The sequence below is a fragment of the Achromobacter sp. genome (assembly GCF_050285565.1).
Classification (GTDB): Bacteria; Pseudomonadota; Gammaproteobacteria; order Burkholderiales; family Burkholderiaceae_B; genus Achromobacter.
This window is the reverse complement of record NZ_JBLZXG010000015.1, coordinates 24,151-36,127: the sequence shown is the minus strand read 5'-3', so window position 1 is coordinate 36,127 and position 11,977 is coordinate 24,151. Positions and strand designations below refer to the sequence as shown.

General features: G+C 65.7%; 10 protein-coding genes. 5 read left to right on the top strand and 5 right to left on the bottom strand.

The window, feature by feature from the left end:
• Nucleotides 1-76 precede the first annotated feature (76 nt).
• The 4 genes from yidC to rpmH are packed head-to-tail and all read right to left on the bottom strand — an operon-like array spanning nt 77 to nt 2,684.
• Nucleotides 77-1,765, bottom strand: coding sequence for a membrane protein insertase YidC (gene yidC / locus ACN6O8_RS25225; protein WP_427993703.1), 1,689 nt, complete (start codon nt 1,763-1,765; stop codon nt 77-79).
• A 48-nt stretch (nt 1,766-1,813) separates the two neighbouring features.
• A complete protein-coding gene (gene yidD, locus ACN6O8_RS25220) occupies nt 1,814-2,137 on the bottom strand; it encodes a membrane protein insertion efficiency factor YidD (protein WP_427993702.1) in 324 nt (107 codons plus the stop codon).
• On the bottom strand, nt 2,134-2,505 hold the full coding sequence (locus ACN6O8_RS25215; protein ID WP_427993701.1) for a ribonuclease P protein component: 372 nt from the start codon (nt 2,503-2,505) through the stop codon (nt 2,134-2,136). Before ACN6O8_RS25215 ends, yidD begins: the two co-directional genes overlap by 4 nt.
• Before the next feature lie 44 nt (nt 2,506-2,549).
• A complete protein-coding gene (gene rpmH / locus ACN6O8_RS25210; protein WP_003816025.1) occupies nt 2,550-2,684 on the bottom strand; it encodes a 50S ribosomal protein L34 in 135 nt (44 codons plus the stop codon).
• A 416-nt stretch (nt 2,685-3,100) separates the two neighbouring features.
• On the opposite strand from rpmH, the gene dnaA reads away from it, so the two are divergent.
• The 3 genes from dnaA to gyrB all read left to right on the top strand — a co-directional run bounded on the left by dnaA (nt 3,101) and on the right by gyrB (nt 8,222).
• On the top strand, nt 3,101-4,567 hold the full coding sequence (dnaA, locus tag ACN6O8_RS25205) for a chromosomal replication initiator protein DnaA (RefSeq protein WP_427993700.1): 1,467 nt from the start codon (nt 3,101-3,103) through the stop codon (nt 4,565-4,567).
• 2 nt (nt 4,568-4,569) lie between these two features.
• The gene (gene dnaN / locus ACN6O8_RS25200) at nt 4,570-5,679 is read left to right on the top strand and encodes a DNA polymerase III subunit beta (RefSeq protein ID WP_175135442.1); all 1,110 of its coding nucleotides are present in this window, start codon (nt 4,570-4,572) and stop codon (nt 5,677-5,679) included.
• Between the two features lie 95 nt (nt 5,680-5,774).
• A complete protein-coding gene (gene gyrB / locus ACN6O8_RS25195; protein ID WP_427993699.1) occupies nt 5,775-8,222 on the top strand; it encodes a DNA topoisomerase (ATP-hydrolyzing) subunit B in 2,448 nt (815 codons plus the stop codon).
• 109 nt (nt 8,223-8,331) lie between these two features.
• On the opposite strand, the gene ACN6O8_RS25190 is transcribed toward gyrB, so the two are convergent.
• The gene (locus ACN6O8_RS25190) at nt 8,332-9,255 is read right to left on the bottom strand and encodes a LysR family transcriptional regulator (RefSeq protein WP_427993698.1); all 924 of its coding nucleotides are present in this window, start codon (nt 9,253-9,255) and stop codon (nt 8,332-8,334) included.
• A gap of 317 nt (nt 9,256-9,572) precedes the next feature.
• Between ACN6O8_RS25190 and ACN6O8_RS25185 the strand changes: the two genes are divergently transcribed.
• Both ACN6O8_RS25185 and ACN6O8_RS25180 read left to right on the top strand, forming a co-directional pair.
• On the top strand, nt 9,573-10,259 hold the full coding sequence (locus ACN6O8_RS25185) for a hydrolase (RefSeq protein ID WP_427993697.1): 687 nt from the start codon (nt 9,573-9,575) through the stop codon (nt 10,257-10,259).
• A gap of 118 nt (nt 10,260-10,377) precedes the next feature.
• Complete coding sequence (locus tag ACN6O8_RS25180; RefSeq protein ID WP_427993696.1) at nt 10,378-11,970, top strand: MFS transporter; 1,593 nt, start codon at nt 10,378-10,380, stop codon at nt 11,968-11,970.
• The last annotated feature ends 7 nt before the right edge of the window (nt 11,971-11,977 follow it).

The following is an 11,977-nucleotide window of genomic DNA, read 5'->3' as shown; positions in this document are numbered from 1 at the left end:
CGACGGCGAACCGCTCTAAAGCATGGACAAAAAAAACCGGCCCCTGGGGGCCGGCTTTCAATTGCGCGAGCGGGAATCAGCGATTGGCCGCGGCTTCCGTCTTGCGCTGCATGGCGCGGGTGATCGACCACTGCTGGGCGATCGACAGGGTGTTGTTGACGCACCAGTAGAGCACCAGGCCGGCCGGGAAGAAGAACATCATCCCGCCGAACACCAGCGGCATGATCATCATGACCTTGGCCTGGACGGGGTCCGGGGGCGTCGGGTTCAGCTTGATCTGCAGGAACATGGTGGCCATCATGATGGCGGGCAGAATGAAGTACGGGTCGCGGATCGACAGGTCGTGCACCCACAGGATCCACGGCGCGCCGCGCATCTCCACGCTGGCCAGCAGCACCCAGTACAGCGAGATGAACACCGGGATCTGCACCAGCATCGGCAGGCAGCCGCCCAGCGGGTTGATCTTCTCGGTGCGGTACATCTCCATCATGGCCGCGTTGAGCTTCTGCTTGTCGTCGCCGTACTTTTCCTTCAGGGCCTGCAGGCGCGGGGCGACCTGCTTCATGCGGGCCATGGAGCGGTAGCTGGCGGCGGCCAGGGGGTAGAACAGCGCTTTGATCAGCACGGTCAGGGCGACGATGGTCCAGCCCCAGTTGCCCAGGATGGAATGCAGCCAGGTCATCAGCGTGAACAGCGGCTTGGCGATGATGGTCAGCCAGCCGTAGTCGACCACCAGCTCCAGGCCGGGGGCGAGCGCCGCCATGGCCTTCTGGTCCTGCGGGCCAACCCACAGGTGCGAATCGACGCGGGCGGCGGCGCCCGGGGCGATCTCGCCGACGGCCTCGATGGTGCGGGCGGCGTACAGGTTCTTCTGCACTTCCAGCACTTCGTTGTTGCGCGGCTTGCCTTGCGGCGGCACCCAGGCGGTGGCGAAGTAGTGCTGCACCACGGCGATCCAGCCGTTGTCGGCCTGCTTGATGTAGTTGGCCTTCTTCTTCTCGATGTCGGCGAAGGTCATCTTCTGGAACTTGTCCTGTTCCGAGTAGACGGCGATGCCGGTGAAGGTGTGATAGAAGCTGGAGGTGTCGGCCGGATCGTTGCCGTCGCGCTCGAGCTGCAGGTACAGCGCGGGCGTCACGGGGGCGCTGCCGACGTTGGCCAGGTCATGGCGCACGTCGATGTCATAGCGGCCGCGATGCAGCGTGAAGGTCTTGGTGACCTTCACGCCACCGGATTCGGCTTCGAACGTCACCACCAGGTTGTCGCCGGTCATCTGGCGGTCGGTCGAGACCACCCGGAACGGGGTCTGGTGGGTGGGGAAGTTCTGGCCGTTGGCGGCGCCAACGACGCCGGTCTGGGCGACGTAGTTCAGGCCAGCGGTGCGGTCGAGCAGCACGGTGGGCTTGTCGGGCTGGCCGGTGGCCGGGTATTTCAGCAGTTCGGCGCGCACCAGTTGGGCGCCCAGCGTGTCGAAGGTCAGGCGCAGCACGTCGGTGGTGACGACCACTTCTTCCGAGCGCGTCGGCACCGGCGCGGCGGCGCCGGGCACGGCCGAGGGCGCGGCGGCGGCGGTCGCGGGCGGCGCATTGGGCACCGAGGGCGTCGCGTTGTTCGCGGCGGCCGGCGTGCCGTTGGCGTTCGTGCTGGCCGTGGGCGCGGGGGCCCCGAACAACGACGGTTTGCCGTTATGGATCTGCCAGTTGTTCCAAAGGAGCAACAGCGAGAAGGAGAAAATCATCCAGAGGACGGTTCGTCGGATATCCATGGTGCCTACTGAAGTGAATACGGGCCAGCAAAGCCCGCCAGTTTAGCGTCAATCATGCTCGATGCGGTGGCCATGGGAACAGCAGGCACCGCCCTTGGTTCCCTTGTCCGGGGGAACCGGGTCCCAGCCGCCGGGCGACCAGGGGTGGCAGCGGCCAATGCGTCGCAGCATCAGCCAGAAGCCGCGCCAGGGCCCGTGGCGCTCGATCGCCTCGATCGCGTACGCCGAGCAGGTCGGGGTGAAGCGGCATTGCCGGCCGATCCAGGGGCTCAGGAAAAACCTGTAGAACCGGATCGGGGCAATGAGTATTGCGGCGCCCACGGAATGCCCGCGTCGCGGACGGCTTGCCTGCCGGGGGGAAGGCCCGCTCATCGCGCGATCCGCTGGAAGTGAGCGTCCGCTTCGGCGCGGGCCGCGCGCTTGAGCGCGGTGAGCGTGGCGGGTGTCACTTTGCAGTGCAGCCGCACCACGTAGTCTTTGGCCGGCAGCGCCAGCCGCTGGTGGCGGAACGCCTCGCGGATGGCTCGCTTGAGGGCGTTGCGCGTGCTGGCGTGGGCGGCGAAGCGCTTGGCGATCACCAGGCCCAGCCGGGCGCAGCCGTCCTGGCCGGGGGGCAGATCGTTGGCAGCGGCGCTCACAACGAAAAACGCCCCTCGGGCCAGACGCCGGCCTTTGAGGGCGGCGGCGAACTCGGAGGGGCGATGCAGCCGCGCCTCCGGCGGAAGCGTGGCGCGCGGCATGGACTGCGGGTCAGCGGGTCAGGTGTCTGCGCGAAAAGCCAGACTTAGACAGCCAGACGCTTGCGGCCCTTGGCGCGGCGAGCGTTCAGGATGGCGCGGCCAGCGCGGGTCTTCATGCGCACGCGGAAACCATGGGTGCGCTTGCGGCGGGTAACGGAAGGTTGGTAGGTGCGTTTCATGGACGATCCACAAAAAGAACAAAAGTCAGAAGGGACCTGCCCGGAGGGTTCCTGGTCGCAAATCCGGTAGCGGGTATCTAGTAAGCGTTTCGCTGTGAATCGCACATGACATGCGGATTCACTGGCAAAGACAGGCTTGTAGACGGGGCTCTGGTCCGGGTTAATCCCCGGGCGACCTATTCAGCAAGGCTCACGGTTCCGGGGACGGGGTAAGTGTAACCATTACCCTGTTACCCGTGCGAACCTGAGCCTTCTGCGAAACCTTCTGACAGACAGAATTCGGAAAAGCCCACCATTTCAGCAAGTTTTCCCTGTCTTGTCAAACAGTTAAGGGGGCGCCATGTAGACGCTTATGGCCCTCCCTGTGGATAACCCCAGCCCAGGCAAGGTAGAATCGAGGTTTGAATAAGAGCGACATGAAAGAATTCTGGCAGACCTGCGTCAGTCGTCTTGAGCAGGAACTCCCCCCCCAACAAATCAGCGCGTGGATACGACCGCTGGTCCCGCTTGCGTATGACGAAACGCAGGCGGTGCTGCGCGTTGCCGCCCCCAACCGGTTCAAGCTGGACTGGGTGCGCAAGAACTTCTCCCACCAGATCGAAGCGTTGGCCGCGGAGTGGTTCGAGCGTCCGGTACAGGTGCTGTTCGAATTGCCCACGCAGGGCGCCACGCCGCGCATGCCGGTGGCGCCGGTGCGCGCCGCGCAGCCGTCCGCGCCGTCCGCGTCCGCGGGCGCCATGCCCATGGGCGGCGCGCCGCCACCCGGCATGCCGGCGCAGCAGCCCGCCGCGCCCGCTCCCGTCGCGACCAGCGCGGCGGCCGTGGCCGTGAACGCGGACGCCGCCAACATCGTGTACGAGCGCTCGCGCCTGAACACCGACCTGACGTTCGAGAACTTCGTGACCGGCAAGGCCAACCAGCTGGCGCGCGCCGCCGCGCTGCAGGTGGCCGAGAACCCGGGCACGTCGTACAACCCGCTGTTCCTGTACGGCGGCGTGGGCCTGGGCAAGACCCACCTGATCCACGCCATCGGCAACGCCATGGTGGCGGCGGGCACCGGGGTGCGCGTGCGCTACGTGCATGCCGACCAATACGTGTCCGACGTGGTCAAGGCCTACCAGCGCAAGGCGTTCGATGACTTCAAGCGCTACTACCATTCGCTCGACCTGCTGCTGATCGACGATATCCAGTTCTTCTCCGGCAAGAACCGCACGCAGGAAGAATTCTTCTATGCGTTCGAGGCGATGGTGGCGCAGCGCAAGCAGATCATCATCACCAGCGATACCTATCCGAAGGAACTGTCGGGCATCGACAGCCGCCTGATCTCGCGTTTCGATTCCGGCCTGACGGTGGCGATCGAGCCACCCGAGCTGGAGATGCGCGTGGCGATTCTGCTGCGCAAGGCCGAGTCCGAAGGCGTGCCGATGCCTGAAGAAGTGGCGTTCTTCATCGCCAAGCACCTGCGCAGCAACGTGCGCGAGCTCGAAGGCGCGCTGCGCAAGGTGCTGGCCTACGCCCGTTTCCACGGCCGCGACGTGCTCACCGTGGACGTCTGCAAGGAAGCCCTGAAGGATCTGCTGTCCGTGTCCAACGGCCAGATCACCGTCGAGAACATCCAGAAGACGGTGGCGGATTTCTACAAGATCAAGGTCGCCGACATGTATTCGAAACGCCGGCCGGCCAATATCGCCTTGCCGCGCCAGGTCGCCATGTACCTGGCCAAGGAGCTGACCCAGAAAAGCCTGCCGGAAATCGGCGATCTGTTCGGTGGCCGTGACCACACCACCGTGCTGCATGCCGTACGCAAGATTTCCGACGCCCGCGCCAAGCAAGCGGAGCTCAACCATACCCTGCACGTGTTGGAACAAACTCTAAAAGGATGAACATGCAACTCGTACAAACCACACGCGATGCATTGCTGAAACCGCTGTCGACTGTGGCGGGCATCGTCGAAAGACGCCATACCCTGCCCATCCTGGCGAACATCCTGATGCGCAAGGAAGGCAACAAGGTTGCCTTCATTGCGACCGACCTGGAAGTGCAGATCACCACGCACGCCGACTTTGGTGTTGGTCACGACAACGAGTCCACCACGGTCGCGGCGCGCAAGCTGCTGGACATCCTGAAGGCCCTGCCGGACACCGGCGACGTGCGCCTGGCGCTGGCCAGCAACAAGCTGTCGGTGCAGTCGGCCAAGAGCCGCTTCGCGTTGCAGACGCTGGCCGCCAGCGAATTCCCCACCGTGGCCCAGCCCGAGCAGTGGGACGTGTCGCTGACCATGCCGCAACGCACGCTGCGCCACCTGTTCAACATGGTGCACTTCGCCATGGCGCAGCAGGACATCCGTTACTACCTGAATGGCATGCTGCTGGTGTTCGAACCGGGCCGCGTGCGCGCGGTCGCCACCGACGGCCACCGCCTGGCGCACTGCTCCACCGAAGCCGACGGCATCAGCGAACGCCACGAAGTCATCGTGCCGCGCAAGACCGTGCTGGAAATGCAGCGCCTGCTGGAAGATTCCGACGAACCCGTCTCGATCGACGTGGCGCCGGGCCAGATCCGTTTCCGCTTCGGCGACGTCGAGCTGGTGTCCAAGCTGGTCGAAGGCAAGTTCCCCGACTTCACCCGCGTCATCCCGACCAACTACACGCGCCACTTCCTGGTGGGCCGCGAAGCCCTGCAGGGCAGCCTGCAGCGCGCCGCCATCCTGACCACCGACAAGTTCAAGGGCGTGCGCCTGCAACTGGCGCAGAACCAGATGAAGATCTCGTCCTCCAACGCCGAGCAGGAAGAGGCGCAGGAAGAAATCGACATCGACTACGGCCATGAACCGCTGGACGTGGGCTTTAACGTCGGCTACCTGCTCGACGTGCTGGCCAACGTCAAGGTGGACAACATCCAGTGGTCGGTCATGCCCGATGCCAACGCGTCGGCGCTCATTACCCTGCCCGAAGACGACCAGTTCAAGTACGTCGTCATGCCCATGCGGATCTGAGTCCGCGCACATGTGGGTTTGTGCCGCCCGCGGGCCCGATGGCCCGCCGGCGGTCCGGCCGCCAGGCCGTTCTTTAAAGCGTTATCGATACAGACATGTCAGATCAGCAGAACACCACTCCCGAGAACAGCGGCTACGGCGCTGACTCGATCAAGATGCTCAAGGGGCTGGAGGCCGTGCGCAAGCGCCCCGGCATGTACATCGGCGACACGTCCGACGGCACGGGCCTGCACCACATGGTGTTTGAGGTCGTCGATAACGCCATCGACGAAGCCCTGGCCGGCTATTGCGACGACATCGTCGTCACGATCCACACCGACAATTCCATTTCCGTCACGGACAACGGCCGCGGCATCCCGACCGATATCCACAAGGACGACGAATTCCACCGCAGCGCGGCCGAAATCGTCATGACCGAACTGCACGCCGGCGGCAAGTTCGACCAGAACTCGTACAAGGTGTCCGGCGGCCTGCACGGCGTGGGCGTGTCGTGCGTGAACGCGCTGTCCGAGTGGCTGCGCCTGACCATCCGCCGCAACGGCGAAGTGCACCAGATGGAATTCCGCCAGGGCGAGCGCGTCGCGCCCCTGGCCGTGACCGGCACGACCGACAAGCGCGGCACCGAAGTGCGCTTCCTGGCCGACCCGATCATCTTCAACAACATCGAGTACCACTACGAGATCCTCTCCAAGCGCCTGCGCGAGCTCTCGTTCCTGAACAACGGCGTCAAGATCCGCCTGATCGACCAGCGCCAGGGCAAGGAAGAGAACTTCGCCTTCTCGGGCGGCGTGAAGGGCTTCGTCGAATACATCAATCGCGCCAAGACGGTGCTGCATCCGAACGTGTTCTCGGTCAGCACCGAGTCGTCGGCGGGCGGCGTGCCGGTGGGCGTGGAAGTGGCGATGCAGTGGAACGACAGCTACAGCGAAAGCGTGCTGTGCTTCACCAACAACATCCCGCAGCGCGACGGCGGTTCGCACCTGACCGGCCTGCGCGCCGCGATGACGCGCATCATCAACAAGTACATCACCGACAACGAACTGGCCAAGAAGGCCAAGGTCGAGACGTCCGGCGACGACATGCGCGAAGGCCTGGCCTGCGTGCTGTCGGTGAAGGTGCCCGAGCCCAAGTTCAGCAGCCAGACCAAGGACAAGCTGGTGTCCAGCGAAGTGCGTCCGGCGGTCGAGGAAGCCGTGGCCCGCACGCTGGAGACCTGGCTGCTGGAGCACCCGAACGACGCCAAGGCCTTGTGCAACAAGATCGTCGAAGCCGCCCGCGCGCGCGAAGCCGCCCGCAAGGCGCGCGAAATGACGCGCCGCAAGAGCGTTCTTGAAGGCGCCGGCCTGCCCGGCAAGCTGGCCGACTGCCAGGAAAAAGACCCGGCGCTGTGCGAGCTGTACATCGTCGAGGGTGACTCGGCAGGCGGCTCGGCCAAGCAGGGCCGCGACCGCAAGTTCCAGGCCATCCTGCCGCTGCGCGGCAAGGTGCTGAACGTCGAGAAAGCGCGCTTTGACCGCCTGATCGCCAGCGAGCAGATCGCCACGCTGATCACCGCGCTGGGCACCAGCATCGGCCCGGACTTCAACGTCGACAAGCTGCGCTACCACCGCCTCATCATCATGACCGACGCGGACGTGGACGGCGCGCACATCCGCACGCTGCTGCTGACGCTGCTGTACCGTCAGATGCCCGAGCTGGTGCAGCGCGGCTACGTCTACATCGCGCAGCCGCCGCTGTACAAGGTCAAGGTCGGCCGCGAAGAGCGCTACCTGAAGGATGACCAGGAAGAAGCGCAGTTCATGCTGCAACTGGCCCTGAAGGATGCCGAGATCATCGCTGGCGGCAACATCATCCGTGGCGACGAGCTGAGCGATCTGGCGCGCCAGTACGTGGCCGCCGACGGCGTCATCGCGCGCCTGTCGCGCGTGTTCGACGTGGCGGCGCTGTCGGCCATGGCCGAGGGCGTGGAGATCAACCTGGACACGGCCGAAGCCGCCGCCGATTCGGCCAAGCGCCTGGCCGACGCCATGCGCGATCCCATCAGCGGCAATGGCGTGGAAGTGGTGCCCGAGTTCGACGCGGCCACCGAACGTCATCGCCTGTCGATCCAGCGCATGCACCACGGCAACGTGCGCGTCAGCATCATCGACGCCGACTTCATTGGCGGTTCGGACTATGCGATTCTGTCCAAGGCCGCCAAGAGCTTCTCCGGCAAGGTCGGCCCGCAGTCGCTGGTGGCGCGCGGCGAAGGCGACAAGCGCAAGGAACAGACCGTGTCCGACTTCCGCGAAGCCATGCAGTGGCTGCGCAGCGAAGCCGACCGCGGCATCTCCAAGCAACGCTACAAGGGCCTGGGCGAAATGAACCCGGAACAATTGTGGGAAACCACGATGGACCCGAAGGTGCGCCGCCTGCTGCGCGTGCAGATCGAAGACGCCATCGCCGCCGACGAGGTCTTCACCACGCTGATGGGCGACGACGTGGAGCCGCGCCGCAACTTCATCGAGGCGCATGCGCTGTCGGCGGGGAACATCGACGTCTGATCGTATCGCCGACGCGCCTCGCGCGAACGGCGTGCACGAAAAGGGGCTGCCTTGGCGCAGCCCCTTTTCTATTGCGCGGGCGATCGGCCCCGGCCCTGCGGCGCGCGCCCTACCCCTGCACGTCGCTGGCCCAGGGCTCCGCCGTCAACCGCTGCGCCAGATACTCGATCAATGCCTGCACCCGCGCCGGCCGCCGGCGGCCCGGCGGCGTGACGATGTGCAGCGCGATCGGGTCGACCTGCCAGTCGTCCATGGCGGTTTCCAGCGCGCCCGATTGCAGGTCTTCCCAGGCCAGGAATTCCGGTTGCAGCGCCAGGCCCAGTCCGGCCTGCAACGCCGGTGACAGGGCCTCGGCATTGTTGACGTTCAACTGCACCGGCAGCGATTGCGAGAACTCGCCGTGCTTGTCGTGGCGAAAGCGCCAGCTCGAGCCGTTGCGCGCATACATGTATTGCAGCGCGGTGTGTTGCGCCAGGTCGCGCGGATGCTTGGGCCGGCCGGCGCGCTTGAAGTAGCTGGGCGCGCCCACCAGCAGGATGCGCACCGAGCACAGGCGCCGCGCCAGCAGCGTCGAATCGACCAGGTTGGAGATGCGCAGCGCCAGGTCGAAGCGCTCGGATACGAGGTCGGCCTGCTTGTCGCTGAACTCGATCTCCAGGTCGACCTCGGGATGGGCCTGCATGAAGGGCGGCAGCATCGGCGCCAGGTGCGTGACGCCGAACGACATGGGCGCGGCCAGGCGGATCTTGCCGCGCAGGCTGGTGGATTTTTCCGTGACCTCGGCCTCGACCGCTTCGCCTTCTTCGAGGATGCGGGCGGCGCGTTCCAGCGCGGCGTAGCCGGATTCGGTCAGCGACATGCTGCGCGAGGTGCGGTGGAACAGCATGGTCTTCATCTTGGTTTCCAGCCGCGTGATGGTCTTGGAAACCGTGGCCTGGGACAGGGACAGTTCGGCCGCCGCCTTGGCGAAGGAGCCCGTGTCGGCGACCTTGGCGAAGATCGCCCAGCCCTCCAGATCCGGCAGTTTGTTCATGGTGGTTCTCGCAAATAAGGTCGCGTCGATGATAGCGGCTGACTATGTGGCGAACAAGAATGCCCGAGGCGGCGCGCAGGGGAAATGCCCCTGTCACGCGGATCATGCAAAAAATGGAAAGGATGCAATTCCCCGTTGCGGATTCTCAGGCGGCGGGCGCTTGCCTAATATGCCCATACCGACACACGACGTGAACGAGACCCCGCAAACGGCGGTTCGAACACAACGCAAACGGGGCAGGCCGCAGCGGCTTGCGCAGGTCCCCGAATTCACATTGCCGCATTTTCCTGAACGATTCCTTGAAAGAGAGAGCCACCATGTCCGCCAACAAGTACCTCGAAGTCCTGACCCCGCAAAACAGCCAGATCATCTTCATCGACCAGCAGCCGCAGATGGCTTTCGGCGTGCAGTCGATCGATCGCCAGACGCTCAAGAACAACGTGGTGGGCCTGGCCAAGGCCGCGCGCACCTTCAACATCCCGACCACCATCACTACCGTGGAAACCGACGGCTTCTCGGGCAACACCTTTCCCGAACTGCTGGCCGTGTTCCCCGAGAACAATATCCTGGAACGCACCTCGATGAACTCGTGGGACGACCAGAACGTGCGCGATGCGCTGGCCGCCAATGGCCGCAAGAAGATTGTCGTGGCCGGCCTGTGGACCGAGGTCTGCAACACCACCTTCGCCCTGTGCGCCATGCTGGAAGGCGACTACGAGATCTACATGGTGGCCGACGCGTCGGGTGGCACCTCGGCTGATGCGCACAAGTACGCCATGGATCGCATGATCCAGGCTGGCGTGGTGCCGGTGACCTGGCAACAGGTGATGCTGGAATGGCAGCGCGACTGGGCTCGCCAGGAAACCTATGACGCCGTGACCGGCATCGCCAAGGAACACTCGGGCGCCTACGGCATGGGCATCGACTACGCCGTCACCCATGTGCACAAGCTGGCCGAGCGCGTGACGCACGGCGAACGCATCGGCCCCAACCCGGCCAAGTAAGCCGCCTGCCGGGCCGGCCGAGGCAGCGCCTCGGCCGGCCCGGCGCGATTCCTTTCCGAACACGGCCGGCGGCACGATGAACGCCCCTGGCGACCCCAAAGCGATCCAGGAGCGCTCCATGCCGAACAGCAACACCCATTCCCCGGGGAGCGGTTTCGCGCCCTTGCGCCAGCCCGTCTTTGCCGTGCTGGGGGCGGCCGCCGTGCTGGGCAACGTCGGCAGCTTCATGCGCGATGTCGCCAGCTCCTGGCTGGTGACCGATCTGTCGGCCAGCCCGGCGGCGGTGGCGCTGATCCAGACGGCGGCCACGCTGCCCATCTTCCTGCTGGCGATTCCCGCCGGCGTGCTGTCGGACATTCTCGATCGCCGGCGTTTCCTGATTTTCGTGCAGTTGCTGCTGGCGTCGGTCAGCGGCACATTGCTGCTGCTGTCGCATTTCGGCGCGTTGACGGTGGACTACCTGATCGCGCTGACGTTCGTCGGCGGCATCGGCGCGGCGCTGATGGGGCCGACCTGGCAGTCGATCGTGCCGGAGCTGGTGCCGCGCGAGGACCTCAAGGGCGCGGTGGCGCTCAATTCCCTGGGCATCAATATCGCGCGCGCCATCGGCCCGGCGGCGGGCGGCCTGATCCTGGCCAGCTTCGGCGCGGCGGTGACCTACGGCATGGACGTGTTGAGCTACGCGTTCGTGATTGCCGCCCTGCTGTGGTGGAAGCGTCCGGCCAAGGTCGACAGCGCCCTGTCGGAGAACTTCTTCGGCGCGTTCCGGGCCGGCCTGCGCTACACGCGGGCCAGCAAGGAGCTGCATCGCGTGTTGCTGCGCGCCGCCGCGTTCTTCCTGTTCGCCAGCGCGGTCTGGGCCTTGCTGCCGCTGGTGGCGCGGCAGATGCTGGGCGGGTCTTCCGGCTTCTACGGCGTGCTGCTGGGCGCGGTGGGCGCGGGGGCGATCGTCGGCGCCCTGGTCATGCCGAAGCTGGGCGCCAAGCTCAACGCGGATGGGCTGGTGCTGCTGGCCTCGTTGGTCAGCGCGGTGGTGATGGGCGTGCTGGTGTTCGCGCCGCCCAAGTGGCTGGCGGTGCTGATGCTGGTGCTGTTGGGCATGGGCTGGATCACCGCGCTGACGACGTTCAACGGCGTGGCCCAGGCGATCCTGCCCAATTGGGTGCGCGGCCGCGGCCTGGCGGTGTACCTGATGGTGTTCAACGGCGCGATGGCGGCCGGCAGCCTGGGCTGGGGCCTGGTGGCGCGGGAAATCGGCGTGCCGTATGCGCTGGTGGTGAGCGCGGTCGGCCTGGTGCTCGTGGCGCTGCTGTTCCACCGGGCGCGGCTGCCGGTGGGCGAGGCCGACCTGCAGGCGTCGAACCATTGGCCGGAACCGCTGGTGTCCGCGCCGGTGGCGAATGATCGCGGCCCGGTGCTGATTCAGGTCGAGTACCGCGTTCGTCAGGCGGATCGCCCCGCCTTCCTGGAGGCGATGCAGCGCCTGTCGCAGGAACGGCTGCGTGATGGCGCCTACGCCTGGGGCGTGGTCGAGCACACCGGCGAGCCGGAGCGGGTGATGGAGTGGTTCTTCGTGGAATCGTGGGCCGAGCATCTGCGCCAGCATCACCGGGTGTCGCATGCCGACGCCGACCTGCAGGCCGAGGCGCTGCGTTTCCATATCGGCCCGGACAAGCCCGAAGTGCATCACTTCCTGGCGTTGAAACGCTGACCGCACC

Excerpts from the sequence above, each read along its gene's own strand:
- rpmH (WP_003816025.1), bottom strand. The coding sequence starts at position 2,684 with ATGAAACGCACCTACCAACCTTCCGTTACCCGCCGCAAGCGCACCCAT.
- dnaN (WP_175135442.1), top strand. The coding sequence starts at position 4,570 with ATGCAACTCGTACAAACCACACGCGATGCATTGCTGAAACCGCTGTCG.
- gyrB (WP_427993699.1), top strand. The coding sequence starts at position 5,775 with ATGTCAGATCAGCAGAACACCACTCCCGAGAACAGCGGCTACGGCGCT.
- ACN6O8_RS25190 (WP_427993698.1), bottom strand. The coding sequence starts at position 9,255 with ATGAACAAACTGCCGGATCTGGAGGGCTGGGCGATCTTCGCCAAGGTC.
- ACN6O8_RS25185 (WP_427993697.1), top strand. The coding sequence starts at position 9,573 with ATGTCCGCCAACAAGTACCTCGAAGTCCTGACCCCGCAAAACAGCCAG.
- yidC (WP_427993703.1), bottom strand. The coding sequence starts at position 1,765 with ATGGATATCCGACGAACCGTCCTCTGGATGATTTTCTCCTTCTCGCTG.
- ACN6O8_RS25215 (WP_427993701.1), bottom strand. The coding sequence starts at position 2,505 with ATGCCGCGCGCCACGCTTCCGCCGGAGGCGCGGCTGCATCGCCCCTCC.
- ACN6O8_RS25180 (WP_427993696.1), top strand. The coding sequence starts at position 10,378 with ATGCCGAACAGCAACACCCATTCCCCGGGGAGCGGTTTCGCGCCCTTG.
- yidD (WP_427993702.1), bottom strand. The coding sequence starts at position 2,137 with ATGAGCGGGCCTTCCCCCCGGCAGGCAAGCCGTCCGCGACGCGGGCAT.
- dnaA (WP_427993700.1), top strand. The coding sequence starts at position 3,101 with ATGAAAGAATTCTGGCAGACCTGCGTCAGTCGTCTTGAGCAGGAACTC.